The sequence below is a fragment of the Citrobacter sp. Ca225 genome (assembly GCF_030337175.1).
GTDB classification, from domain to species: domain Bacteria; phylum Pseudomonadota; class Gammaproteobacteria; order Enterobacterales; family Enterobacteriaceae; genus Citrobacter_A; species Citrobacter_A amalonaticus.
Genome location: NZ_JAOWCD010000049.1, coordinates 69,619 through 95,566, shown reverse-complemented (window position 1 = coordinate 95,566; position 25,948 = coordinate 69,619). Strand labels below are relative to the sequence as shown.

General features: G+C 52.6%; 23 protein-coding genes. 12 read left to right on the top strand and 11 right to left on the bottom strand.

All coding sequences use genetic code 11. The annotated features are described in order from the left end of the window. Positions 1 to 3: 3 nt before the first annotated feature. Positions 4 to 978: a glyoxylate/hydroxypyruvate reductase GhrB gene (ghrB, locus tag OGW13_RS03160; RefSeq protein ID WP_042998568.1), complete on the top strand. Its 975-nt coding sequence runs from the start codon at positions 4 to 6 to the stop codon at positions 976 to 978. A gap of 42 nt (positions 979 to 1,020) precedes the next feature. On the opposite strand, the gene OGW13_RS03155 is transcribed toward ghrB, so the two are convergent. Beyond that, positions 1,021 to 1,731: a DUF3053 domain-containing protein gene (locus OGW13_RS03155; protein ID WP_042998569.1), complete on the bottom strand. Its 711-nt coding sequence runs from the start codon at positions 1,729 to 1,731 to the stop codon at positions 1,021 to 1,023. Between the two features lie 443 nt (positions 1,732 to 2,174). On the opposite strand from OGW13_RS03155, the gene OGW13_RS03150 reads away from it, so the two are divergent. From OGW13_RS03150 to cueP, 4 genes are all read left to right on the top strand, one after another. Beyond that, positions 2,175 to 3,545: an MFS transporter gene (locus OGW13_RS03150; RefSeq protein WP_054176515.1), complete on the top strand. Its 1,371-nt coding sequence runs from the start codon at positions 2,175 to 2,177 to the stop codon at positions 3,543 to 3,545. Positions 3,546 to 3,801: 256 nt separating this feature from the next. Then, complete coding sequence (locus OGW13_RS03145; protein WP_042998571.1) at positions 3,802 to 4,092, top strand: HTH-type transcriptional regulator; 291 nt, start codon at positions 3,802 to 3,804, stop codon at positions 4,090 to 4,092. 272 nt (positions 4,093 to 4,364) lie between these two features. Beyond that, complete coding sequence (cspE, locus tag OGW13_RS03140; RefSeq protein WP_000014594.1) at positions 4,365 to 4,577, top strand: transcription antiterminator/RNA stability regulator CspE; 213 nt, start codon at positions 4,365 to 4,367, stop codon at positions 4,575 to 4,577. Positions 4,578 to 4,756: 179 nt separating this feature from the next. Beyond that, positions 4,757 to 5,296, top strand: a complete 540-nt coding sequence (cueP, locus tag OGW13_RS03135) for a copper-binding periplasmic metallochaperone CueP (protein ID WP_042998572.1) — start codon at positions 4,757 to 4,759, stop codon at positions 5,294 to 5,296. Positions 5,297 to 5,375: 79 nt separating this feature from the next. Here the strand turns inward: cueP and glyS are convergent, their stop codons facing one another. The 3 genes from glyS to OGW13_RS03120 all read right to left on the bottom strand — a co-directional run bounded on the left by glyS (position 5,376) and on the right by OGW13_RS03120 (position 8,768). Further along, the gene (gene glyS, locus OGW13_RS03130; protein WP_042998573.1) at positions 5,376 to 7,445 is read right to left on the bottom strand and encodes a glycine--tRNA ligase subunit beta; all 2,070 of its coding nucleotides are present in this window, start codon (positions 7,443 to 7,445) and stop codon (positions 5,376 to 5,378) included. Positions 7,446 to 7,454: 9 nt separating this feature from the next. After that, the gene (glyQ, locus tag OGW13_RS03125; protein WP_042323214.1) at positions 7,455 to 8,366 is read right to left on the bottom strand and encodes a glycine--tRNA ligase subunit alpha; all 912 of its coding nucleotides are present in this window, start codon (positions 8,364 to 8,366) and stop codon (positions 7,455 to 7,457) included. A gap of 96 nt (positions 8,367 to 8,462) precedes the next feature. Then, complete coding sequence (locus tag OGW13_RS03120) at positions 8,463 to 8,768, bottom strand: YsaB family lipoprotein (RefSeq protein WP_042998574.1); 306 nt, start codon at positions 8,766 to 8,768, stop codon at positions 8,463 to 8,465. Between the two features lie 177 nt (positions 8,769 to 8,945). Here OGW13_RS03120 and OGW13_RS03115 point away from each other — a divergent pair, with 177 nt between their 5' ends. Next, entirely contained in the window at positions 8,946 to 9,941 is a 996-nt protein-coding gene (locus OGW13_RS03115; RefSeq protein ID WP_090050299.1) for an acyltransferase, read from the top strand. Between the two features lie 130 nt (positions 9,942 to 10,071). On the opposite strand, the gene yiaB is transcribed toward OGW13_RS03115, so the two are convergent. From yiaB to xylA, 3 genes are all read right to left on the bottom strand, one after another. Beyond that, positions 10,072 to 10,419, bottom strand: a complete 348-nt coding sequence (gene yiaB / locus OGW13_RS03110) for an inner membrane protein YiaB (protein ID WP_042998575.1) — start codon at positions 10,417 to 10,419, stop codon at positions 10,072 to 10,074. A gap of 167 nt (positions 10,420 to 10,586) precedes the next feature. Then, positions 10,587 to 12,041 carry a xylulokinase gene (gene xylB / locus OGW13_RS03105; protein WP_287115621.1) on the bottom strand — a complete coding sequence of 485 codons (1,455 nt, stop codon included), beginning with the start codon at positions 12,039 to 12,041 and terminating at the stop codon, positions 10,587 to 10,589. A 97-nt stretch (positions 12,042 to 12,138) separates the two neighbouring features. Beyond that, the gene (gene xylA, locus OGW13_RS03100; RefSeq protein ID WP_042998577.1) at positions 12,139 to 13,461 is read right to left on the bottom strand and encodes a xylose isomerase; all 1,323 of its coding nucleotides are present in this window, start codon (positions 13,459 to 13,461) and stop codon (positions 12,139 to 12,141) included. 363 nt (positions 13,462 to 13,824) lie between these two features. Between xylA and xylF the strand changes: the two genes are divergently transcribed. From xylF to xylR, 4 genes are all read left to right on the top strand, one after another. After that, positions 13,825 to 14,817: a D-xylose ABC transporter substrate-binding protein gene (gene xylF, locus OGW13_RS03095; RefSeq protein WP_042998578.1), complete on the top strand. Its 993-nt coding sequence runs from the start codon at positions 13,825 to 13,827 to the stop codon at positions 14,815 to 14,817. A gap of 78 nt (positions 14,818 to 14,895) precedes the next feature. Next, positions 14,896 to 16,437, top strand: coding sequence for a xylose ABC transporter ATP-binding protein (locus OGW13_RS03090; RefSeq protein WP_044253780.1), 1,542 nt, complete (start codon positions 14,896 to 14,898; stop codon positions 16,435 to 16,437). Continuing rightward, positions 16,415 to 17,596 (top strand): xylose ABC transporter permease XylH, encoded by a 1,182-nt coding sequence (xylH, locus tag OGW13_RS03085; RefSeq protein ID WP_044328306.1) that lies wholly within the window; start codon positions 16,415 to 16,417, stop codon positions 17,594 to 17,596. The genes OGW13_RS03090 and xylH overlap by 23 nt, the downstream gene beginning before the upstream one ends. 83 nt (positions 17,597 to 17,679) lie before the next feature. After that, a complete protein-coding gene (xylR, locus tag OGW13_RS03080) occupies positions 17,680 to 18,858 on the top strand; it encodes a D-xylose utilization transcriptional activator XylR (protein WP_042998581.1) in 1,179 nt (392 codons plus the stop codon). Positions 18,859 to 18,908: 50 nt separating this feature from the next. Here the strand turns inward: xylR and OGW13_RS03075 are convergent, their stop codons facing one another. Further along, entirely contained in the window at positions 18,909 to 19,733 is an 825-nt protein-coding gene (locus tag OGW13_RS03075; protein ID WP_042998582.1) for a protein bax, read from the bottom strand. 316 nt (positions 19,734 to 20,049) lie between these two features. On the opposite strand from OGW13_RS03075, the gene malS reads away from it, so the two are divergent. Together malS and avtA are read left to right on the top strand one after the other, a co-directional pair. Next, positions 20,050 to 22,080, top strand: coding sequence for an alpha-amylase (gene malS, locus OGW13_RS03070; protein WP_287115616.1), 2,031 nt, complete (start codon positions 20,050 to 20,052; stop codon positions 22,078 to 22,080). A 172-nt stretch (positions 22,081 to 22,252) separates the two neighbouring features. Then, positions 22,253 to 23,506: a valine--pyruvate transaminase gene (gene avtA, locus OGW13_RS03065; protein ID WP_042998584.1), complete on the top strand. Its 1,254-nt coding sequence runs from the start codon at positions 22,253 to 22,255 to the stop codon at positions 23,504 to 23,506. Positions 23,507 to 23,540: 34 nt separating this feature from the next. On the opposite strand, the gene OGW13_RS03060 is transcribed toward avtA, so the two are convergent. The 3 genes from OGW13_RS03060 to OGW13_RS03050 form a co-directional block, all read right to left on the bottom strand. Beyond that, positions 23,541 to 24,014, bottom strand: coding sequence for a 4Fe-4S dicluster domain-containing protein (locus tag OGW13_RS03060; RefSeq protein WP_042998585.1), 474 nt, complete (start codon positions 24,012 to 24,014; stop codon positions 23,541 to 23,543). Between the two features lie 239 nt (positions 24,015 to 24,253). Beyond that, on the bottom strand, positions 24,254 to 24,661 hold the full coding sequence (locus tag OGW13_RS03055; protein ID WP_224267565.1) for a winged helix-turn-helix domain-containing protein: 408 nt from the start codon (positions 24,659 to 24,661) through the stop codon (positions 24,254 to 24,256). Positions 24,662 to 25,140: 479 nt separating this feature from the next. Next, entirely contained in the window at positions 25,141 to 25,881 is a 741-nt protein-coding gene (locus tag OGW13_RS03050; protein WP_042998586.1) for a MipA/OmpV family protein, read from the bottom strand. Positions 25,882 to 25,948: the final 67 nt, after the last annotated feature.

Below are 25,948 nucleotides of genomic sequence, written 5' to 3'. Positions count from 1 at the left end.
CATATGAAGCCGTCCATTATTCTCTACAAAGCGTTACCTGACGATTTACTGCATCGCCTGGAAGAACATTTCACCGTCACCCAGGTGCCGGACCTGAGCCCGCAGACGGTTGAACAACACGCGCAAGCCTTTGCCAGTGCTGAAGGTCTGCTGGGCTCCAGCCAAACCGTCGATACCGCGCTGCTGGAGAAAATGCCGACGCTCCGCGCAACCTCAACGATCTCCGTGGGGTATGACAATTTCGATGTGGATGCGCTGAACGCACGTAAGGTACTGCTGATGCATACGCCCACCGTGCTGACGGAAACCGTTGCCGATACGATCATGGCACTGGTGCTATCGACCGCTCGCCGCGTTGTGGAAGTGGCCGAGCGCGTGAAGGTCGGCGAATGGACCTCCAGCATTGGTCCTGACTGGTTTGGTATTGATGTGCACCACAAAACGCTGGGGATTGTCGGGATGGGACGCATTGGTCTTGCGCTGGCACAGCGCGCCCACTTCGGCTTCAACATGCCGATTCTCTACAACGCCCGCCGCCACCATCAGGAAGCGGAAGAGCGCTTCAACGCTCGCTACTGTGACCTCAATACGCTGTTGCAGGAATCAGACTTTGTCTGCCTGATCCTGCCGCTGACCGACGAGACGCATCATCTGTTTGGCGCAGAGCAGTTCGCTAAAATGAAATCCTCTGCCATCTTCATTAATGCCGGACGTGGTCCGGTGGTCGATGAAAACGCGCTGATTGCCGCACTGCAACAGGGCGAAATACACGCTGCCGGTCTGGATGTGTTTGAGCAAGAGCCACTACCGGTTGATTCACCGTTGTTGTCGCTGAGTAACGTTGTGGCGGTACCACACATTGGTTCAGCCACCCACGAAACGCGCTATAACATGGCGGCCTGCGCGGTAGATAATCTGATTGATGCGCTGCAAGGAAAGGTCGAGAAGAACTGCGTGAACCCGCAGGTTGCGGGGTAACAAAAACAGCCGGGAGGCGCTATCGCCTGCCCGGCAGCTCCATCACTGAATAGCGTTAACCGCCGCAGTCCAGGCCTGGTTAAATGCCTGATGCTGCGAGGCCAGCGGCCCAATCAATGCGTTGTACTGACTTGCCTGCTGCGAAGTCGGGAACTGAATACCATTCGCCACAAAACTCACCTGCGTATCCTGCTGCGCGACAAAATCACCCACCTGGACCAGTTGCTGAGTGAAGATCTGCGCGGCCGGGATCAGCGGCTGCAACGCGTCTGCGGGCGTCGTCACCACTTTCTTATACACCTGGTCAAACACCGGCTTCAGGTCATCGGCCTGTTTCAGTGCGCCATGCGCCGCATCGGCCTGCAGTTTCGCATTCTGCAACTGCTGACCCAATACGCCGAGAGAACCGTTCAGGTCACGCAGCGGCCCACGTTGCGTCACATAATCCTGTGGCACACGGATGGCATTAACGCTATCAACAACCGGACGCAACGCGGAATCCATCGCCTGGTTCACCTGCTGTGAGTAGCCATACAAAATCGCGTAATCAGAAACAAACGGACCGAACTGTTTTTTCTGATCGGCGGTCAGGGTGGGTAGACGCTCGCCGCTACGCATCACCGTATTCTGTAGAAAATCGACAAACGCTTTACGCTGATCGCCTTCTTTATCAAAACACCCACTCAGGCTAACTACCATTAACAACGCCGCAAGAGGCGCAAACCAGCGAGAGCAGGACTTACCTGTCGCCATTTTAATACTCCTTTCACCCAAAAATGCGCACTGCGCAATACGCGTGCCTTACGGCTTACAAGGATAGTCCAGGTCAGGCTCGCAGGATACCCCTTCCGCGTAATCTTGTGGCGGAAATTCGTCTGGCGAAATAGCGATGACCAAATTGTTATTTTATTGTTAAACACATCACATTTACCACCTCTGTCCTGAGGGCATTAACAAGAAGTAGTTCTATGATTTTAATAGCTTTTCAGCATTAAGTCGGCCAGTGAAGGGGCAATTCGTACGATTATCGCACGTTAACCTCGGTGGGGTGATTGCCGAACACGGGCTTCAATGTTTTGATTAATTGAACGATTAACGAATAAACGTTCGATAATCGCACAATTAATCCTAACGCTTGCGGTGGAGAAAATAAAAACCCCCTCTGTCCCCCGCGTTGCTTTCGCAGGAATGACCGCATGACAAACAAAACGACTGATATTCAAGCGTTTATTAACGAGCATCCCTTTTCAAAATACCAGTGGATGATTCTCGTGCTGTGCTTTGTGACCGTCGCGATGGACGGATTCGATACCGCGATTATCGGCTTCATCGCCTCCGATCTCGTTCAAGAGTGGGGCGTTGAAAAATCCGCGCTCGGCCCGGTCATGAGCGCCGCGCTGGTGGGGCTTGCCGTCGGAGCGCTCACCGCGGGTCCAATGGCTGACCGCATCGGTCGCAAAAAAGTCCTGATTATGTCGATTCTGGTGTTTGGCGGCTTCAGCCTGCTCACCGCCTTTGCCAGCACGCTGAACCAACTGACCGCATTGCGCTTTTTAACTGGTCTGGGTCTGGGGGCGGCAATGCCCAATGCCGCGACCCTGATGAGTGAATACGCGCCAGAACGCCGTCGCGCGCTGCTGGTGAATCTGATGTTCGTCGGATTCCCGATTGGCTCGTCGATGGGTGGGTTTGTCTCCGCCTGGCTGATCCCGCATTACGGCTGGCAAAGCGTACTGATCCTCGGCGGCGTGATGCCGCTGGTGCTGGCAGTGGTGTTGATCGTTTTACTGCCGGAATCTGCCCGTTATCTGGTGGTTAAGAACAAATCACAGCAGCAGATTGGCACCATTCTGCGCCGTATCGCCCCGCTACCGGAAGCGACGCACTTTGTCCTGCGTGAAACCGGCCAGATTAAAGAGAAATCAGCGCTGGGCGTCATCTTCTCGCCGCGTTACGCACTGGGTACGGTAATGCTGTGCCTGACCTACTTTATGGGGTTGCTGATCTTCTATCTGCTGACCAGTTGGCTGCCGCTGCTGATCCGTGAAACAGGGGCCACGCTGAGCCAGGCGTCCATCATTACCGCCTTGTTCCCGTTGGGCGGCGGAATTGGCGTCCTGGTGCTGGGCGCGCTGATGGACAAATTCAACCCGAACAAAGTGGTGGCGGTCGGCTGGTTGTTGACCGGGGTGTTTGTCTGCCTGGTTGGGTTCTCCACCAGCAGCCTGGTGCTCATGGGGGTGATGGTTTTTATCGCCGGGACAATCATGAACGGCGCACAATCGTCCATGCCCGCGCTGGCGGCGGGTTTTTACCCCACACAGGGCCGCGCGACTGGTGTGGCATGGATGTTAGGTCTGGGCCGTTTCGGCGGCATCCTCGGTGCGTTTAGCGGCGCCTTCCTGATGCAGGCGCAACTCGCGTTCGAAACCATCTTTACATTCCTGGCCATTCCGGCGTTAGTGTCTGCCTTTGCCTTGATGATGAAATACTGGGCAGGTAAACGCCAGCTCTCTGGCGCATCAACGCCGACAGAATCACCGACTCACGCCGCGCAAAAAGCCTGATTTTTCCTCCTGGCAGGTAATCGCCTGCCAGGAAATAGTCATATTTTCGTAATCTTTACATTTCACATTACCACGCGGGATATAGTGCCCGTTATCAAATCGTTAGCAAGCTACAAATCCGCCGCCTTCTCGCCGCTGAAACGAGTCTTGTTCCCCTCTTAAACTGTGACGCCCAACGCGCTTTCTCATTTACGACTATTCTTAACTGGCTTCGATGAAATTCACGATCTCGCTGTGTGATTTAAAGGAGTTCTCAATGGAATCTAAAGATCCAATGTTTGAGCTGCTGAGCAGCCTGGAACAAATTGTTTTTAAAGAAGAAACATCAAAAATCACCCTGACACATAAGCCAAGTCCCTTTAGCGAATTTGAACAATTACGCCGGGGGAGCGGGCTGGAAACGGATGATTTCGCCAGAGCGTTAGGCGTAACGGTTGCACTGGTACAGGAGTGGGAATCAAAACGCGTTAAACCCTCCAGTACCGAATTGAAGCTGATGCGCCTGATACAGGCTAACCCGGCATTGAGTAAGCAGTTGATGGAGTAATCGACAATCATTGATGAACGGTCCTGATACAGGACCGTTTTCTGACCACTTAACCTATCGGGCGAAAAATAACAGTTGCATCCCCAGGCGTTACATGAGTTAATGCGTTCCACGGTTTGACGTACAGACCATTAAAGCAGTTTAGTAAGGCAGTCCCCTTCAAGAGTTATCGTTGATACCCCTCGTAGTGCGCATTTCCTTAACGCTTAAAAAATCTGTAGAGCACGCCATATCGCCGAAAGGCACACTTATTTTTTAAAAGGTAATACACTATGTCCGGTAAAATGACTGGTATCGTAAAATGGTTCAACGCTGACAAAGGCTTCGGCTTCATCACTCCTGACGATGGCTCTAAAGACGTGTTCGTACACTTCTCTGCTATCCAGAACGATGGCTACAAATCTCTGGACGAAGGTCAGAAAGTTTCCTTCACCATCGAAAGCGGCGCTAAAGGCCCGGCAGCTGGCAACGTAACCAGCCTGTAAGCTTAGATAAGCTCAGAATTCAAGATCCCTGCCAGACGGCGGGGATTTTTTTTATCTCTTGCCCGCCTTTCGATATCCCTGTTTCCCTTCTTTGCATTACTTTACCTGGCCAGCCTTTGACCTTTCCCTAAGGGTAAGCTTTATAGTGAAAACCCTGTTTTTCACATGGAATTGACGCTATGTCCAGACTCCCGTTGTTCTTCACGCTAGGTTTACTCACCAGCGGCGCCGCGTTTGCTGCATCGCCAGAAGCCACATTCCTTGCCGAACATGGTCTTGCCGGTAAGTCAGTCGAGCAGATCGTGGATACCATCGATCAAACGCCACAATCCCGCCCGCTGCCGTATTCGGCTTCCATCACCAGTACCGAGTTAAAACTCGCTTCTGATGGGCAGATGTATACCCTGCCGTTGGGCGAAAAATTCTATCTCTCGTTTGCACCTTACCAGCAGCAGACGCACCCGTGCTTTAACCACAGTTTGTCCGGCTGCCAGGGTGAAATGCCGGACACGACGTTCAACGTTAAAGTGACGGATAACAAAGGCAATGTGCTGATTCAGAAACCGCTCAAAAGCTATCAGAACGGGTTTATCGGCGTCTGGTTGCCGCGCAATATTGAAGGGACAATAGAAGTGAGCTACAACGGCAAAACGGCATCACACGCCATTGCCACGAAGGATGACAGCCAGACCTGTCTGACGGAATTGCAGTTGCAGTAACTCTTCCTGTCCCGTCCATAAAAAAACCTGCCCGAGGGCAGGTTTCAGCGTTTGTCTGCGGTGGTGACTTGCGCGATGTTTATTGCAGCAGCGAAATATCCGCCACACGCAGGAACAGCTCACGCAGTTTTTCCAGCATCGAGAGGCGGTTGATACGCAACTCTTTATCCTCGACGTTCACCATCACTTTTTCGAAGAATAAATCGACCGGCTCGCGCAGTTCAGCCAGTTCCACCAGCGCGTCCTGGTAACGGCCTTCGGCAAAGTACGGTTCGAGCTTGTCACGCAGTACCACAACCTGCATCGCCAGCGCGATCTCTTCTGGCTCTTTCAACGTTGAGGCATTAACACGCTCGTTCAGCGTCTCATCAGACTTCGCCAGGATGTTAGAGACACGCTTGTTGGCTGCCGCCAGCGCAGATGCCGCTTCCAGCGTACGGAAGTGCGAGACCGCCTTCATTCGCGCGTCAAAATCAGCCGGACGGGTCGGACGACGTGCCAGCACCGCCTGGATGGTATCCACGGTGTAACCTTCATCCTGATACCAGGCCCGGAAGCGACCGAGCATAAAGTCGATCACGTCATCCACAACGTTCGCGTTGGTCAGCTTATCACCGTACAGACGCACCGCTTCCTCGGTCAGCGTTTGCAGATCGAGGTTCAGGTTCTTCTCAACGATAATGCGCAGCACGCCCAGCGCAGCTCGACGCAGCGCAAACGGGTCTTTGTCCCCTTTCGGGTGCTGACCGATACCGAAGATTCCCGCCAGGGTGTCCATCTTATCCGCAATCGCCAGTGCGCAGGCAATCGGGTTAGACGGCAGGTCATCACCGGCAAAGCGCGGTTGATACTGTTCGTTCAGAGCGACAGCAACATCTTCCGCTTCACCATCGTGGCGAGCATAGTGCATGCCCATTACGCCCTGGGTATCGGTGAATTCGAAGACCATGTTGGTCATCAGGTCACATTTCGACAGCAGGCCCGCACGGGTGGCATGGTTAACGTCTGCGCCAATCTGACCGGCAATCCAGCCCGCCAGCGCCTGAATACGATCGGTCTTGTCGCGCAATGTACCCAGCTGCTGTTGGAACAGCACGGTTTGCAGACGCGGCAGGTGATCTTCCAGTCGTTTTTTACGGTCAGTATTGAAGAAGAACTCGGCATCCGCCAGACGCGGGCGCACCACCTTCTCGTTACCGGAGATGATTTGCTGAGGATCTTTCGATTCGATGTTCGCAACGAAGATGAAGTTCGGCAGCAGTTTGCCGTCGTTGGCGTAGACCGGGAAGTACTTCTGGTCACCTTTCATGGTGTACACCAGCGCTTCAGAGGGTACCGCGAGGAATTTCTCTTCGAATTTCGCCGTCAGTACCACCGGCCATTCCACCAGCGAGGTCACTTCTTCCAGCAGGCTGTCGCTCAGATCGGCATTACCGCCAATCTTGCGCGCCGCGTCTTCGGCATCCGCTTTGATTTTGGCTTTACGCTGTTCGTAGTCGGCAATAACCTTACCGCGCTCCAGCAGGATTTGCGGATACTGGTCGGCATTGTCGATGGTGAACTCCGGCTCGCCCATAAAGCGATGGCCGCGAATAATGCGATCGGACTGAATACCCAGAATGGTCGCCGGAATGACTTTGTCGCCCAGCAGCAGGGTCACGGTATGAACCGGACGTACGAAATGCACGTCGCTTGCTCCCCAGCGCATCAGTTTCGGGATCGGCAGTTTCGCCAGCGATGTAGCGATCATGTTCGGCAACAGCGCTTCGGCGCTTTCGCCTTTCACATGTGCACGATACAGCAGCCATTCGCCTTTATCGGTGGTCAGACGCTCAGCCTGATCAACGGTAATACCACACCCCCGAGCCCAGCCTTCTGCCGCTTTGCTCGGTTTGCCTTCGGCATCAAATGCCTGGGCAATCGCCGGACCGCGTTTTTCAACTTCGCGATCGGGCTGTGATTCCGCCAGATTAGCGATTTTCAGCGCCAGACGACGCGGTGCCGCAAACCATTCAACATGGCCGTGCGCGATGCCGGCGTTATCCAGCTCCGCCGTCACGTTCGCAGCAAAGGATTCCGCCAGGCTGCGCAGGGCTTTTGGTGGCAGCTCTTCAGTGCCGATTTCCACCAGGAAAGTTTTCTCAGACATGGCCGCCTCTTATTTGTCTTTATTGCACATCGGGAAGCCGAGGGCTTCACGGGAAGCGTAGTAAGCTTCTGCCACTGCTTTAGTCAGGGTACGAATACGCAGAATATAGCGCTGGCGTTCGGTGACGGAGATGGCTTTACGCGCATCCAGCAGGTTGAAGCTATGGGCGGCCTTCAGAATACGCTCGTAGGCAGGCAGCGGCAGCGGCGTTTCCAGCGCCAGCAGTTGCTGCGCTTCTTTCTCATACTGCTCAAAGCAGGTGAACAGGAAGTCCACGTCCGCGTATTCGAAGTTATAGGTGGATTGCTCCACTTCGTTCTGATGGAACACGTCGCCATACGTGGTTTTACCCAACGGGCCGTCGCTCCAGACCAGGTCGTAAACGCTGTCTACGCCCTGAATGTACATGGCCAGACGTTCCAGACCATAAGTGATTTCACCGGTGATCGGCTTACATTCCAGTCCGCCGACCTGCTGGAAGTAAGTGAACTGTGTCACTTCCATCCCGTTCAGCCACACTTCCCAGCCCAGACCCCAGGCACCCAGCGTCGGGTTTTCCCAGTTATCTTCCACGAAGCGAATGTCGTGGATGGTTGGATCCATACCCAGCTCTTTCAGCGACCCGAGATACAGCTCCTGGATGTTGTCCGGAGAGGGCTTAATCACCACCTGAAACTGATAGTAGTGCTGTAAACGGTTCGGGTTTTCGCCATAGCGTCCATCAGTTGGACGACGAGAAGGTTGCACATACGCGGTTGCCATCGGTTCTGGCCCCAACGCACGCAGGCTGGTCATCGGGTGCGAGGTACCTGCACCCACTTCCATGTCCAAAGGTTGAACAATGGTACAGCCCTGACGAGCCCAGTAATCCTGTAATGTCAGGATCAGGCCCTGGAAGGTCTTGGTATCAAACTTTTGCATAGTATTTCGTGCTGGATACGTGTGGTTTTAAAAGGAAGGGTTCAGTATACCCGCTGACTGCAAGATATACAGTACGAAACGGGAAAAAGGCAGGGCTTAACGCATGGAAAGATGTAAAAACTGCCCATCCGCGTCAAAAGAGCAGACAAAACTCTCTTTACGGAAGGTAGCGCCGCGCATCTCATAACTTCCCTGAAACTGTTCAAAGCCCGTAACATCAATTTTCTGCGTACCGGTATTATAGCGTCGCGCAGCCTGATCTTTGCACAGCGCTTCCATATCCAGCGTGCGCGTGGGGCTGACTTTCACTTTCTGCGCCTTTTGTGTCGGCGATGGCTGGGAGGGTGTACATCCTGCCAGCAACAGAATCACCATTGCTGGAAAAAAAGATTTCATCATCATTTTATTACCGCCTAATTTACTGATCAGTCTTATTATTATTACGTTCGGTGTGGCAGACGCATTTTGCGAATCTCATCGGACCATCACAACCTTTAGTGTAAAAACTCAGATTAATCCAGCGGGACAGGCTGACAAAATGTGAGTCAGACCATTTTTGAAACGAAAACAGAGGAACTGATGCAGCCCAAAATTTTCTGGATTGATAACCTGCGAGGGATCGCCTGTCTGATGGTGGTCATGATTCACACCACAACCTGGTACATCACCAATGCACAGAGTGTCAGTCCCGTTAACTGGGATCTTGCCAACGTACTGAATTCGGCTTCACGCGTCAGCGTGCCGCTATTTTTTATGATTTCGGGCTACCTCTTTTTTGGCGAGCGCAGCGCACAACCACGCCATTTTTTACGCATCGCGCTGTGCCTGCTGTTCTACAGCGCCGTTGCCCTGCTCTACATCACATTATTTACTTCGATTAACGCCGAACTCTCCTTAAAAAATCTGCTGCAAAAACCGGTGTTCTATCATCTGTGGTTTTTCTTCGCGATCGCTGTGATCTATCTGGTCTCGCCGCTGATTGAGGTGAAAAACGTGAGTGGCAAAATGCTGCTGGTGCTGATAGTGGTCATTGGCATTCTCGCCAATCCGAATACCGTGTCGCAAAAAGTCGGCGGATTCGAGTGGCTCCCCATTAATTTGTATATCAACGGCGATACCTTTTACTACATTTTGTACGGGATGCTGGGACGCGCTATCGGCATGATGGAGACACAAAAACGCGCGCTTTCCTGGTTAAGCGCGGGGCTTTTCGTGGTGGCGGTGTGGGTCATCTCTCGTGGGACGTTGCATGAACTACAGTGGCGCGGCAATTTTGCCGATACCTGGTATCTCTATTGCGGCCCCATGGTCTTTATCTGTGCAGTCGCGCTACTGACGCTGGTGAAAAACACGCTGAATACGCAAACGGTCCCTGGGCTGGGGCTGATTTCACGCCATTCACTCGGCATTTATGGCTTTCATGCGCTCATTATTCATGCCTTGCGCACCAGCGGTCTGGAAATCAAACGCTGGCCGCCGCTGGATATGTTGTGGATTTTCAGCGCGACTCTCGTGGGCAGTTTACTGCTTTCAATGCTGTTACAACGCATCGATACGCGCAGGCTGGTCAGTTGATGTTGAAATGCCCGGTCGTGGCGCCGGGCATTTCAGAGAGGCTAAAACCGTTATCAGGGAGAACGCCGTCTCAGACGCCGTAACAAATAGCAAGCCAGGAAACCCCACAGCAAAGTGATCCCCTTTTTATTTAATGATCCGATGCACGAATCAGGCGTACAAAACCCAGTAGACCCATAAAGAGCGCCACCGGATAGAGACCCCGCCCACTCAGTGATAGCGGCGCGTTGAGGATGCCGACCAGAAACAACCCCAGCGTGATAAGCGCGACCAGTTGGCACACGGTAACGACGCTATCGTCCAGTTGGTCGCGTTTTTCCTCACGTAGATAAACGTATGTGACAAACATTGCGGTCACCAGGACACCGAGGAAATAACCTTTTCCGCTCAGTAAGGGACATGCCATCCCTAAGCCGATAACGTAAGTCGATGTGCCTGAGATGAGCAACAACCAGGAAATTAACGTTGAGCTTTTCACTGGGATCTCCTTATCCAACGGATGCAGATTAGGGATAACCTATGAAAGACAACACTGAAAAATGAACAGAAAATGGAATTTCAGAATAAATCCATATATTTAATTTATTGATCAATTATTTATATGCTTTGGGTTAATCCCTCCTGCAAAACAGGAGGGATTCAGGCTCAAGACATGAGTGGAAGTAGCTGCTGATAAAGACGACGGAAGGTTTCCCGGCGCTGTTGATAAACGCTATGGCGTTGCCTGTCGGGCATATGTGTTTGTTCAAGCGGAAGTTGCGGCAATAGCTCGGCTAATGACTTCTCCGGATTCATCGCAATTTGCGCCAGACGAGCGGCACCCAGTGCCGGCCCCACATCACCACCGGTGCGATAATCCAGTTGCAGGCCGCTGATATCCGCCAGCATTTGCCGCCAGTACGCGCTGCGCGCACCGCCGCCGATCAGCGTGATGCTTTGCGGCTTCACCCCACAGGCATGTACCACATCCATCCCGTCGGCCAGCGCATAGCCCACGCCTTCCAGCACCGCGCGCGCCAGCTCAGCCGGTCCATGCTGATGGGTCAGACCAAAGAACACGCCTTTCGCCTGCGGATTATTGTGCGGCGTACGTTCACCTGAAAGATACGGCAAGAACCAGACAGGGTCGGCTGCCTCATCAGCCTGCTGCGCCGCATCAATCAGCGCCGGCACCGTCTTCAGACCGGTTAATGTTGCCGCCCAGTCCAGACAGGAGGCTGCACTTAGCATCACCGACATCAGATGCCAGCGCTCAGGCAACGCATGGCAAAAGCTGTGTACAGCGCTTTCAGGCTTGCTCAGGAAACCGTCGCTGACGGCAAAATAGACGCCGGACGTTCCCAGTGACAGCATGGCCTGATCGGCATTGACCATCCCCACGCCGACTGCGCCCGCCGCATTGTCGCCACCGCCTGCAACGACAGAAACCGCAGGCATATCCCACGCCATTGCGACATCAGGCAGCAATTTGCCGGTAATCTCACTCCCTTCGAATAACGCGGGCATATGGTCACGGTCTAGGCCGCAGGCATTCAGCATCACGTTACTCCAGTCACGTTTTTCCACATCCAGCCACATCGTTCCCGCAGCGTCAGACATATCGCTGGCAAATTCACCGGTCATGCGTAAACGCAGATAGTCTTTCGGTAGCAGCACCTTTGCCACCTGCCGGAACACCGCTGGCTCGTGGCGCTGTACCCACAGCAGCTTCGGAGCCGTGAATCCAGGCATCATCAGGTTACCCGTGATGGCGCGCGACTGCGGTACCATTGACTCCAGCAACGCACACTCCTCGCCACAACGTCCGTCATTCCACAGAATGGCCGGTCGCAGCACCTGTTGCTGGCTGTCGAGCAACGTCGCGCCATGCATCTGCCCGGCAATCCCCAGCGCTTTCACTTGACTTAACGAATGCTGCTTGCCCAACGCCTTCAGGGCGCGGTCGGTCGCCAGCCACCACTGTTCGGGATCTTGCTCCGACCAGAGCGGATGAGGACGGGAGACGGTGAGTTTTTCCGTTTGCGATGCGACCACCTCGCCTTGCTCATTGAGCAAAATCGCTTTCACGCCCGAGGTGCCAAGATCGATCCCAATATACATAGAGTGGGTTCCTTAAACTGAAATGCCCGGTGCCACAACGCTCACCGGGCTTGTCAAATCACCGACCAGGAAACGCTGAGTCACCCGGCGATATCGATTATTTATCGAACAGGTAATGATTCACCAGGTTTTCCAGCTGTTCCTGATGACCGCTCTGATGCACCGGCGCCAGGTTGTGCTGTTCAGCATAATGCGCCAGTTCGCTTAACGACATCTGTCCTTTCAGGATCTGCTGGCCCAGTTCGCTACTCCAGCCGGCATAACGTTTCGCGACGCGCTTATCCAGCTCGCCATCCTCAATCATGCGCGCGGCAATTTTCAGCGACAGCGCCATCGTGTCCATCGCGCCAATATGGCCATAGAACAGATCGTATTTATCCGTACTCTGACGGCGCACTTTGGCGTCAAAGTTCAGGCCACCGGTGGTGAAACCGCCCGCTTTGAGGATTTCGTACATCACCAACGCGTTCTCTTCTACGCTGTTCGGGAACTGGTCGGTATCCCAGCCCAGCTGCGCATCACCCCGGTTGGCATCGACAGAGCCAAACAGACCCAGCGCAATCGCCGTGGCGATTTCGTGGTGGAATGAGTGACCTGCCAGCGTCGCGTGGTTAGCCTCAATATTCAGTTTGATCTCTTTTTCCAGACCAAACTGCTTGAGGAAGCCGTAAACGGTCGAGGCGTCGTAATCATACTGATGCTTGGTCGGTTCCTGCGGCTTCGGCTCAATCAGCAGCGTGCCCTGGAAGCCCGTTTTGTGCTTGTGCTCAACCACCATTTGCATGAAGCGGCCAATTTGCTCACGCTCCTGACGCAGGTCGGTATTCAGCAAAGTTTCGTACCCTTCACGACCGCCCCACAGCACGTAGTTTTCACCACCCAGTTTGTGCGTGGCGTCCATCGCCGTTACCACCTGGGTGGCCGCCCAACTGAACACTTCTGGATCCGGGTTCGTCGCCGCCCCGGCACCATAACGGGGGTTGGTGAAGCAATTTGCCGTACCCCACAGCAGTTTCACGCCGCTCTGCTCTTGTTTCTCTGCCAGCACATCCACCATTTCGGCGAAGTTATTTTTGTACTCTTTCAGCGACGCGCCTTCCGGCGAAACATCGACATCGTGGAAGCAGTAGAACGGAACGTGCAGCTTGTGGAAAAATTCAAACGCGACGTCCGCTTTACGTTTTGCCAGCGCCAGCGCATCCCCCGGTTGCTGCCACGGACGATTAAACGCCCCGACACCAAACATATCAGCCCCGTTCCAGCAAAAGGTATGCCAGTAGCAGGCTGCAAAACGCAGATGATCTTCCATCCGTTTGCCCAATACGATCTCATCAGGATTGTAATGACGGAATGCTAACGGATTAGTGGAACGGGGGCCTTCATAACGAACGCGATCGAGTTGGTCAAAATATGCCTGCATAATGAACTCCATAATCAGGAAATACGACGAGAATAGGTCATGTCGTAATATTGAGCACTCCCCTCCCGTTGCTCAATTATGTTATTTCACACTGCTATTGAGAGAATTCACAAGTGTGCGCCACCTCGCAAAATAAAAATATCCATTTGCAAAAAATGGGTACTCTGCTGGCATAAATGCAACATTCAGTCTTCACCATAAAAAGTACGATCCTGGTCATAATTCAGGAAATAAACCAAATTTCGTAACCGCAAGATAAAAATCTGTAATTGTCTTCCCCGTATGAATTGCTAAATTCTGCAACGTCTTATGCTGTGATTGTTACTTTTATTGTTACTCCCTCTAACGAAAGGCATCACGATTATGAAGATGAAGAATCTCTTACTCACTGTCTGCACCTCCCTTTTGCTCACCAGCGTGGCAGGACATGCCAAAGAAATTAAAATCGGCATGGCGATTGATGACCTGCGCCTCGAACGTTGGCAGAAAGATCGCGATATTTTCGTCAGCAAAGCCGAATCGCTTGGCGCAAAAGTCTTTGTCCAGTCCGCGAACGGGAATGAAGAAACCCAGATGTCGCAGATTGAAAATATGATTAACCGAGGAGTGGATGTCCTCGTTATTATTCCTTATAACGGACAAGTATTAAGTAACGTGGTTAAAGAGGCGAAACAGGAAGGTATTAAAGTTTTAGCTTATGACCGCATGATCAATGACGCAGACATCGATTTCTATATTTCATTTGATAACGAAAAAGTCGGTGAATTACAGGCCCAGGCATTAGTTGAACGTGTCCCTCAGGGAAATTATTTTCTGATGGGCGGCTCGCCAGTCGATAATAATGCCAAACTCTTCCGCGCCGGGCAGATGAAAGTTTTAAAACCGTATATCGATTCCGGAAAAATAAAGGTGGTTGGCGATCAGTGGGTTGACGGCTGGCTGCCGGAAAATGCGCTGAAAATTATGGAAAACGCCTTAACCGCGAACAATAACAACATTGACGCCGTTGTCGCCTCCAATGACGCGACGGCAGGCGGTGCGGTTCAGGCGCTCAGTGCGCAAGGGCTTTCAGGAAAAGTGGCGATTTCAGGTCAGGACGCCGACCTTGCGGGTATCAAGCGCATTGTCGCAGGAACACAAACAATGACCGTGTATAAACCGATTACGCTGCTGGCCAATACCGCCGCCGAAATCGCCGTAGAACTGGGTAACGGACAGCAGCCTAAAGCCGACGCTACGTTAAACAACGGTCTGAAAGATGTCCCCTCCCGCTTATTGACGCCGATTGACGTTAACAAAAACAACATCAATGAGACCGTGATTAAAGACGGATTCCATAAGCAGAGCGAACTGTAAGCGCAGCGCCCCAGCGATGGCTGCGGGCGCGCATTTCCCACTACGCCCGGTTCTCTCATTGGCTACTGCGGAGTCGCTATGTCCTGTCTACTTGAAATGAAGAACATCACCAAAACCTTCGGTGTCGTCAAGGCGATTGATAACGTCAGCCTCAGACTGAATGCCGGTGAAATTATTTCATTATGCGGCGAGAATGGCTCAGGTAAATCGACGCTAATGAAAGTACTGTGCGGTATTTATCCCCATGGCAGTTACGAAGGTGAAATTGTATTTGCTGGAGAAACGCTACAGGCCAACCATATTCGTGATACCGAGCGCAAAGGGATTGCCATCATCCATCAGGAGTTAGCACTGGTTAAGCACTTAACCGTGCTGGAGAATATTTTCCTCGGTAGCGAAATAAGCCGTCATGGCGTGCTGGATTACGACATGATGACCCTGCGCTGCCAAAAATTGCTCAGGCAGGTCAGTCTGGCAATTTCGCCCGATACCCGGGTGGGCGAACTGGGCCTTGGTCAGCAACAGCTGGTTGAAATTGCGAAAGCGCTGAATAAACAAGTGCGCCTGCTGATTCTGGACGAGCCGACAGCGTCACTCACCGAACAGGAAACAACGGTGCTGCTGGAGATCATCCGCGATCTGCAACAGCACGATATCGCCTGCATCTACATTTCACACAAGCTGAACGAAGTGAAAGCCATTTCCGACACGATCTGCGTGATCCGTGATGGCAAGCATATTGGCACCCGCGACGCGGCTGGCATGAGCGAAGACGATATCATCACCATGATGGTTGGCCGCGAACTCACTGCACTCTACCCCAGCGAACCTCACACCACGGGTGAAGAGATTTTACGCGTTGATCACCTCACAGCCTGGCATCCCGTCAATCGCCATATCCGGCGCGTGAATGACGTTTCCTTCTCACTAAAGCGCGGCGAAATCCTGGGGATTGCTGGTCTGGTCGGCGCGGGACGCACGGAGCTTGTTCAGTGTCTGTTTGGCGTCTGGCCCGGGCGCTGGGAAGGAGAGGTGGTGATTGACGGTCAGTACGTTAACATCCGCAACTGCCAGCAGGCCATCGCCCACGGGATCGCCATGGTTCCGGAGGACCGCAAACGCGATGGTATTGTGCCGGTCATGGCGGTGGGGAAAAACATTACCCTCGCCGCGCTTGATCAGTTCACTGGCAAGGTAAGCCAGTTAGACGATGCCGCCGAATACAAATGCATCCTCGAATCCCTGCAACGTCTCAAAGTCAAAACGTCTTCTCCTGAGTTGGCGATCGGACGTCTGAGCGGTGGGAATCAACAAAAAGCCATTCTGGCGCGCTGCCTGTTGCTTAACCCGCAAATTCTCATCCTTGATGAGCCTACCCGGGGCATCGATATCGGCGCGAAATATGAAATCTACAAGCTCATTAACCAGCTCGTTCAGCAGGGTATCGCCGTAATTGTCATTTCGTCTGAATTGCCCGAAGTGCTGGGGCTCAGCGACCGCATTCTGGTGATGCATGAAGGAAAACTGAAAGCCAACCTGGTCAATCATAACCTGACGCAAGAGCAGGTGATGGAAGCCGCTTTGAGGAGCGAACATCATGTCGAAAAACAATCCGTCTGACGTTAAACTCACCGCCCCACTGACGGGCGTTTTTCCTGGGATTAAATCGCTGAATCTACAGGTGTTCGTGATGATCGCGGCCATCATTGTGATCATGCTGTTCTTTACCTGGACAACGGACGGTGCGTATCTCAGCGCACGTAACGTCTCCAACCTGCTCCGCCAGACCGCGATTACGGGGATCCTGGCGGTCGGCATGGTATTCGTCATCATCTCAGCGGAAATCGATCTCTCCGTCGGTTCCATGATGGGACTGCTGGGCGGCGTCGCGGCTATCTGCGACGTCTGGCTGGGTTGGCCGCTGCCGTTCACCATTATCGTCACGCTGGCGCTGGGATTGCTGCTCGGCGCCTGGAATGGCTGGTGGGTCGCTTACCGCAAAGTTCCCTCATTTATTGTGACTCTGGCCGGGATGCTGGCGTTTCGCGGTATCCTCATCGGCATCACCAATGGTACAACCGTATCGCCGACCAGCTCCGCCATGTCGCAGATTGGGCAAAGCTACTTATCCAATGGATTGGGCTTCACCCTCGGCGCGATGGGTTTGATGGCGTTTATCGGCTGGCAGTGGCGCGGGCGCATGCGCCGGCAGTCCCTGGGTCTTGATGCCCCGGCGTCAACCAGCGTAGTGGGCCGCCAGGCATTAACTGCCGTGATTGTGTTAGGCGCCATCTGGCTGTTGAATGATTATCGCGGTGTGCCGACGCCCGTTCTGCTGCTGGTATTTTTGCTGCTCGCCGGGATGTTCATGGCGACACGAACCGCATTTGGCCGACGTATTTATGCCATAGGGGGCAATCTGGAGGCCGCCCGTCTTTCCGGCATTAACGTTGCGCGGACCAAACTGGCGGTGTTCGCCATCAATGGTCTGATGGTGGCGATTGCCGGGCTCATCCTCAGTTCGCGTCTCGGTGCCGGGTCGCCATCGGCGGGAAACATCGCCGAACTGGACGCCATTGCCGCCTGCGTCATCGGCGGAACCAGCCTGGCGGGTGGCGTCGGCAGCGTTGCCGGCGCAGTGATGGGTGCATTTATTATGGCTTCTCTGGATAACGGAATGAGTATGATGGATGTCCCAACATTCTGGCAGTATATCGTGAAGGGAGCGATTCTGTTGCTGGCAGTATGGATGGATTCAGCGACAAAACGCCGCGCCTGAACTGCTGAAAAATAGGGCTATTTTTATGCCGGTCACTCCTGTCCGGCATTGTCGTTTATGAAAGAGTGAGCAGAGACAGAACCATGTTTGATAAACGTCACCGTATTACCCTGTTATTTAATGCCAATAAAGCCTACGACCGTCAGGTGGTGGAAGGGGTCGGTGAATATCTACAAGCCTCGCAATCCGAATGGGACATCTTCATTGAGGAGGACTTCCGCGCCCGCATTGATAACATCAAAGAGTGGTTAGGTGATGGCGTGATTGCTGACTATGACGACGATGAAATCGCACGATTGTTAGTTGACGTCCATGTGCCCATCATCGGTGTCGGAGGCTCCTATCATCTGGCGGAAAATTATCCTCCTGTCCATTATATTGCCACCGATAACCATGCTCTCGTTGAGAGCGCCTTTTTGCACCTGAAAGAAAAAGGCGTCAACCGCTTTGCCTTCTACGGCCTGCCGGCCTCCAGCGGAAAGCGCTGGGCGGCGGAACGCGAGCATGCCTTCCGCCAGTTGGTGGCGGAGGAGAAGTATCGGGGGGTGGTGTATCAGGGACTGGAAACCGCGCCTGAACTCTGGCAACACGCGCAAAATCGACTGGCGGACTGGCTGCAAACCCTGCCGCCGCAGACGGGTATTATCGCGGTCACTGACGCCCGCGCCCGCCATGTTCTTCAGGTCTGCGAACACCTGCATATTCCGGTACCCGAAAAGCTGTGCGTCATTGGCATTGATAACGAGGAACTGACCCGCTATCTGTCACGGGTTGCGCTGTCATCGGTGGCTCAGGGCGCGAGGCAAATGGGCTATCAGGCGGCAAAGCTGCTACATCGCCTGCTGGCCGATGAGGAACTGCCGCTCCAGCGCATCCTGGTGCCTCCGGTGCGCGTCGTTGAACGTCGTTCGACAGACTACCGTTCCCTCTCCGATCCCGCCGTTATTCAGGCGATGCACTATATCCGTAACCACGCCTGCAAAGGCATCAAGGTGGATCAGGTACTGGATGCAGTTGGGATTTCACGTTCCAATCTGGAGAAGCGGTTTAAAGAAGAAGTGGGAGAGACCATTCATGCGGTGATCCACGCTGAAAAGCTGGAGAAAGCGCGTAGCCTGTTGATTTCCACGACGCTGTCGATCAACGAAATCTCGCAGATGTGCGGCTATCCTTCGCTGCAGTATTTCTATTCCGTTTTTAAGAAAGAGTACGACACGACGCCGAAAGAGTATCGCGATCTGAACAGTGAAGTGTTGATGTGATGGGGTGGGACCGAAACAAAAACGCCTTCTTTGCAGAAGGCGTTCGGGGATTACATATGGGCTGCGATTAATCGCTGGTTATCCTGATACATCGCGAACAGATAATTGTTGTAACTCTGCCCCTTCGTTGAATAACCCTTCAGCTTATGAATCATCGCTGTCGCCGTTACTTCCTGATCCGCTTTACGCAACTGTGCGCGTGATTTACGGAAAGAGGCGTAAGCCGGATGCGTGTTCAGATTGATTACATAGGCGCTGACCGACTCTTTGACGGAATCGAACTGCGAGTAACCTTTCACTTTACCTGGCGCATTGTTACAACTCCCTTTAGCACACTTCATTCCGAACAGGTTGTTATTGCTACGCGCAAGCTTAGAAGTACCCCAACCGCTTTCTGCCGCAGCCATCGTCGCCACCATACTGGTCGGGATGATGTCTACGCGCTCCAGCAACGTATTCCACGGAATACTCCGGGTGTTGCCCGACCATTTCACCTTGTAGCGCTTCGCAATATCTTTCATGCGTTTACGCTCAGTCGGTGACCAGCGATTCTGATACTGCTTTGAGATCAGCCAGTTACGATCGGCAGTAATCGCCGCATTTTGACTGGTAATATAAGGCATAACCGTCCGGAGAAACGCTTTTTTCCTTGGTGTTCCGGAAGGGTATTTTCGCAAATCAGGAAGTGAACTGCTCTTTGCACTATTGCGAGAATACTCTTGTTTACTGCTTACCTGTTTATTACTTGTCTTGGTTACGTGGGACTTTTGACTCGATGTTGTTGTGTGCGTCTTTGCCAGCACCTCACCCGAAAATACGATGGTGAGTAACATAAGAATCATTGCCCCATATCGTCGTATGGGAGTCAATATCATTAGGTCTCCTGGTCGGATTGAATCATTCCAACACCTTATATTTTTCACAATTTTGAGAGTTGAATCTCAAATCATATCAAAAATAGCGATCAAGAGCACCCTAATGAATAGGCCAATTCCGAAACCATGTCACGCATAAACTATCCCACAAGGAACTAATTCGAACGATTTGTGGTGGTTATCGCAAATTAAGGCTATTTTTTGCCCAAAATCACTCATCCGCGCCCCTCATCCTGGTTGAATGCAGTTGAAGGATGAGTTTCGTCAGCGGGTTCTCAGGCAAACTGGTTAAAATCGCCGCAAAAAGGACCACACAATGAAACTTGCTGCCATCGCCCTCGCGCTACTGCCAGGCATCACGAGCGCCGCAACATGGACGTCTCAGGGCTTCCCCTCTTTTACCGCGGAGGGAACCGGTAAGTTTGCCAGTCACGCTGAATTGACGAAGGGTACTCGTTCCTTAACGCTCAATTTTGACCAACAGTGCTGGCAGCCGGCTAATACGATAAAACTCAATCAGATGCTGTCGCTGATCCCGTGCGAAGGGACCCCGCCGCAATGGCGTTTGTTCAAAGATGGCCGTTATACGATGGAAATCGATACCCGTTCTGGTACGCCAACGTTAATGATTACGCTGCCGCGCGAAGCCGAACCTACCGCCAATGTGGCACGCCAGTGTCCGAAGTGGGATGGAAAGCCACTGACGTTAGCGGTCGCGCAGACTTTCCCGGAAGGGAGCGTGGTACGCGATTTTTACAGCGGACAGACCGCCACGGTGAAAAACGGTCAGATAACCCTGCAACCCGCACCTGCCAGCAATGGCCTGTTACTGCTGGAACGGGCAGAGACCGACGCACCAGCGCCGTTCGACTGGCACAACGCCACGGTCTATTTTGTGCTCACCGACCGCTTCGAGAACGGCGATCCGTCCAATGACCAGAGTTATGGTCGCCATAAGGACAGCATGGAGGAAATCGGCACGTTTCATGGCGGCGATTTACGCGGTCTGACTCACAAACTGGATTATCTGCAACAACTGGGCGTGAATGCATTATGGATAAGCGCTCCGTTCGAACAGATCCACGGCTGGGTGGGTGGCGGCACGAAAGGCGATTTCCCGCACTATGCCTACCACGGTTATTACACGCAGGACTGGACCACGCTTGATGCCAACATGGGCAACGAAACCGACCTGCGTGCGCTGATTGACGGCGCACACCGGCGCGGGATCCGCATTCTGTTTGATGTCGTAATGAACCACACCGGCTACGCCACGCTGGCAGACATGCAGGAATATCAGTTCGGCGCGCTCTACCTTTCTGGCGATGAGCTGAAAAAAACGCTCGGTGAGCGCTGGACAGACTGGAAACCTGCCGCCGGGCAGAGCTGGCACAGCTTCAATGATTACATCAACTTTAGCGATAAGGCCGCCTGGGAAAAATGGTGGGGGAAAGCGTGGATCCGCACTGACATTGGCGATTACGACAATCCTGGCTTTGACGATCTCACAATGTCGCTGGCTTTCCTGCCGGATCTGAAAACCGAATCGACGACCCCATCTGGTCTGCCGGTGTTTTATCAACATAAAGCCAACACGCGTGCGAAAGCCATTGAGGGCTACACGCCCCGGGATTACCTGACCCACTGGCTGAGTCAGTGGGTGCGCGATTACGGTGTCGATGGATTTCGCGTCGACACGGCAAAACACGTCGAACTTCCGGCCTGGCAACAGTTAAAAACGCAGGCCAGCGCGGCACTGGTTGAATGGAAAAAAGCGAATCCGGACAAAGCGCTCGATGATAAGCCGTTCTGGATGACGGGTGAAGCCTGGGGTCACGGCGTAATGCAGAGCGACTACTATCGCCACGGTTTTGACGCGATGATCAACTTTGACTATCAGGAGCAGGCCGCAAAAGCCGTCGATTGCCTGTCAGGTATGGAGCTCGTCTGGCAGCAGATGGCGGAAAAGTTACAGAGTTTCAATGTATTGAGTTATCTCTCCTCGCATGATACTCGTCTGTTCCGTGAAGGCGGAGATAAAGCCGCTGAGTTGCTACTGTTAGCGCCCGGCGCTGTACAAATATTCTATGGCGATGAGTCCGCGCGACCTTTCGGCCCCACAGGCTCTGATCCGTTACAGGGCACACGCTCTGAGATGAACTGGCAGGATGTCAGCGGAAAATTGGCCGACAACGTTACCCACTGGCAGCGCCTCGGTCAGTTCAGAGCCCGGCATCCGGCCATCGGCGCAGGCAGGCAAACCACGCTCTCACTCAAACAGGGATACGGCTTCGTTCGCCAGCACGGCGACGATTCGGTGATGGTCATCTGGGCAGGCCAGCGTTAACGTAAACCGGCGTCTGAGGTCAGAACCCCTCAGACGCAGCAAAACAAAACACTACACTGAAGAAAATTATAAGCATAAAACGTCAAAGCACCCGTTTCAGCTCGATTTGCACCCTGCCAGTGCTAGCGTTAAGGTAACTCACTTCGACTCAGCGTTTGACAGACCATCCGTTATGACATTTTCACTTTTCGGCGACAAATTCACCCGCCATTCAGGCATTACCCGCCTGATGGAGGACCTCAACGACGGTTTACGCACCCCAGGCGCAATCATGCTGGGCGGCGGTAATCCGGCACAAATCCCGGCGATGCAGGATTACTTCCAGACGCTCCTGACTGAGATGCTGGAAAACGGCAAACTCACTGATGCGCTTTGCAATTATGACGGCCCGCAGGGGAAAACCGAGCTGCTGACCACGCTTGCTTCGCTGCTCCGTGAAAATCTGGGTTGGGATATCGAACCGCAGAATATTGCGCTAACAAATGGCAGTCAGAGTGCGTTTTTCTACTTGTTTAACCTCTTTGCTGGCCGCCGCGCTGATGGGACTACCAAAAAGGTATTGTTCCCCCTCGCACCGGAATATATCGGCTATGCGGATTCCGGGCTGGAAGAGGATTTGTTCGTCTCGGCGCGTCCCAATATTGAGCTGCTGCCAGAGGGTCAGTTCAAGTATCACGTAGATTTCGAACATCTGCATATTGGTGAAGAGACCGGGATGATCTGCGTCTCCCGGCCAACTAACCCGACGGGTAACGTCATCACAGATGAAGAGCTGATAAAACTCGATACGCTTGCCAACCAGCACGACATTCCACTGGTCATTGATAATGCCTATGGCGTGCCGTTCCCGAGCATTATTTTCAGCGAAGCGCGCCCGCTGTGGAATCCCAACATTGTGCTGTGCATGAGTCTCTCCAAACTGGGACTGCCCGGCTCACGCTGCGGTATCATCATCGCCAATGAAAAAATCATCACGGCCATCGCCAATATGAACGGCATCATTAGCCTTGCGCCAGGCGGGATTGGGCCGGCCATGATGTGCGAAATGATTAAGCGTAACGACCTGATGCGACTGTCAGAAACGGTCATCAAACCGTTCTATTTTCAGCGTGTTCAGCAAACCATTGCGATCATTCGCCGCTATTTACCTGAAAATCGCTGCTTAATTCACAAACCAGAAGGGGCAATTTTCCTCTGGCTGTGGTTCCAGGATTTGCCGATCACCACCGAGTTACTCTACCAGCGTCTGAAAGCACGCGGCGTACTGATGGTGCCGGGACATTACTTCTTCCCGGGGCTCGATAAACCCTGGCCGCACACGCACCAGTGTATGCGCATGAACTATGTTCCCGATCCGGAGAAAATTGAAGCTGGGGTGAAAATTCTGGCTGAAGAGGTGGAGCGCGCCTGGAAGGAAAATCAGTAACGCCATCCCGGCCTGATCGGGCCGGGTAATGCGCTTATAAAGGCTGAGCGTGCAGACGCTGGCGCTGCACGCTCGCCGCATCCACACACTTCAATGCCCCTGTCGGGCAAGCCTCCACGCAGGCTGGCCCCGTATCACGATGCCAACAGAGATCGCATTTCACCGCCTGTACGCGCGAGGTTTGTGCAACAACGTTCATTGCGCCGAACGGGCACGCCAACATGCAGCTTTTACAACCAATACAGCGCACCTGCTCAACAAAAATGTGTCCACGATCGCGACGAATGGCCTGTGTCGGGCAAACATTGGCGCACGGTGCGTCTTCACACTGATGACAGGCAACGGCGGTGGTAAAGGTATTTTCCTTAATAACCCGGATGCGCGAGACAAAGTGTTCTGCTGACACCGCGGCACAGTCCTGATTCTCCTGATGCGAGACCACGCAAGCGACTTCACAGGTACGACAGCCAATACACTTAGTCGCATCCGCCATGATAAACCGGTTCATTGCACCCTCCCCCCGCCATAAAACCACAGAGTGCCAGAGAGAATAGCGCGGCTGCCTTGATCAAACAGGGGAAATGGTCGAATTTTGTCAGATGCCAGAAACGTTCAGGGGATTCGCCTTATACTTACGACCGGATTTCTGCCTGACGCATAAAAAAAACCCTGGGCGTTGACGTCCAGGGGAATAATCCGCAGGCGACATCACGCTGCGGAATAAGCTGGCACCCGATTGAGTGATACCTATATTTGATAATCTGCCTCATCAACCGCACTGTAGAGCGGTTGAATATTATCCAGTGCCAGTATGTATCCGCTTCCTTTTACGCTAACGATGGAATGCTGAGGTAATCCCAGCAAATATAATTTGTTGTTGAGATTTTTAACCATCGTAGACAAACGCTGTGTGGAAGCACTTAATTCATTTTTTTCCCAGACGTTGACGAGTAACTCATCTTTTGAAACATAATGGGTCCTGGCGTTCAGTAAAAGATAAACAAACAAGCGTAGCATTGTGCGGTTAAAAAATACGCCACCAAATGCAATAACACTGTCCATTTTATTTACCGGCAGCCTGAAAATTCTCGACTCACTGATATCAAAAAATATTTCCCGACCTATCATAAATCCATGTAACTGGTATTCCATCATTACATACTCACGTTTTACTGAACTATCGATAGCTAAACATGTGTAAGTCCTTGTAGATATTGTCTTACGCAAGTTTAAAAAAAATAGAGTTAATTTCAATAGATACCTGAAGCGTTCATTTTAATCTCGCCGCAAGCAAAGTGCAGACTGAATACCTAAAAGATCAATCCAGGCGCTGTTAAATAATCTCTAAAAACAAATTAGTAGAGCGTTATTCTATTTCAGTGTGAATATTCGACAATACAAGTTAAACGGGCATATTTATCACAAATTACAGCTTAATATGCTGCATGGATCAATAATGCGTCATGGAGAGGGAAAGTGACTCCCGGCAACAGTGCGTTCCGGGACAATTATTATTACAGTGTAGTTCTCTTAACTGAAGAGCGGTAGAAATATGCCGAACAGCGGCAGACCTGTGAATTGACCCAATCCCAGGCCGGGACAATGGCCGCTGTCCGGCAATTCTTCTTATTCTTTTAGAAGCGCCAGCTCACGCCTGACATGAAAGTAAAGCTGTCATCACGGTCGATCATCGGGCTGTCTTTGATTTCATCTGGCAGCACGCTGTAAGCCGCGCTCGCCATCAGAATAATGTTGTCAGTGACGGGGTATTTTGCGGTCAGGCTGACGTAAGGAACCCAACTGTCCTGTGCGGAATAGCGATCCAGACCACTGCGACGGGATTCACTGCCTGACACACCGTAATAGTAGTCGTTGAAATTTTCATCGTAGTAAAGCACGCCAGCAGACGGGATCAAAGCAAGCTGTCCGACAGGAATTTTACGGAACAGTGATAATTCTCCCATCCAGCCATTGCTGTTATCCAGAACATCTGCGGCCGCAGAAACTTTCACGCTGCCCCAATTTTCATGATGATACCAGGCCGCGCCCGCCATTATCGTACTGTCACGCTTGTCGAGCTTTTTCATGGCGTGGTCGTCGTTATCGCCAGGATCAAATTCCAACGGCATCCAGGAAGCGGTCAGACTAAATTCATTTTGTTCACTTTTAGACAAAATGTAGCCCAGCGTGGTTTGCCGAACATAGAATGATTCGCCTTCATAACTAATGAGGGGAATAGCATGGGTATTTTCATTATACCCGCGATAAGGAGATTCATTATATATCGCACCCGCGCCAATGGATAATTCCGAAGCAGATGCACTGGCGATAAAGGAGAAAGCAAATAGTGCCACTATATTGCGTTTAATTAACATGCCCGACGTTCCATTTAAAATAAGCCACAAAGCGTCGAAATAATAATGCTTACAAATTCGTCGGTGC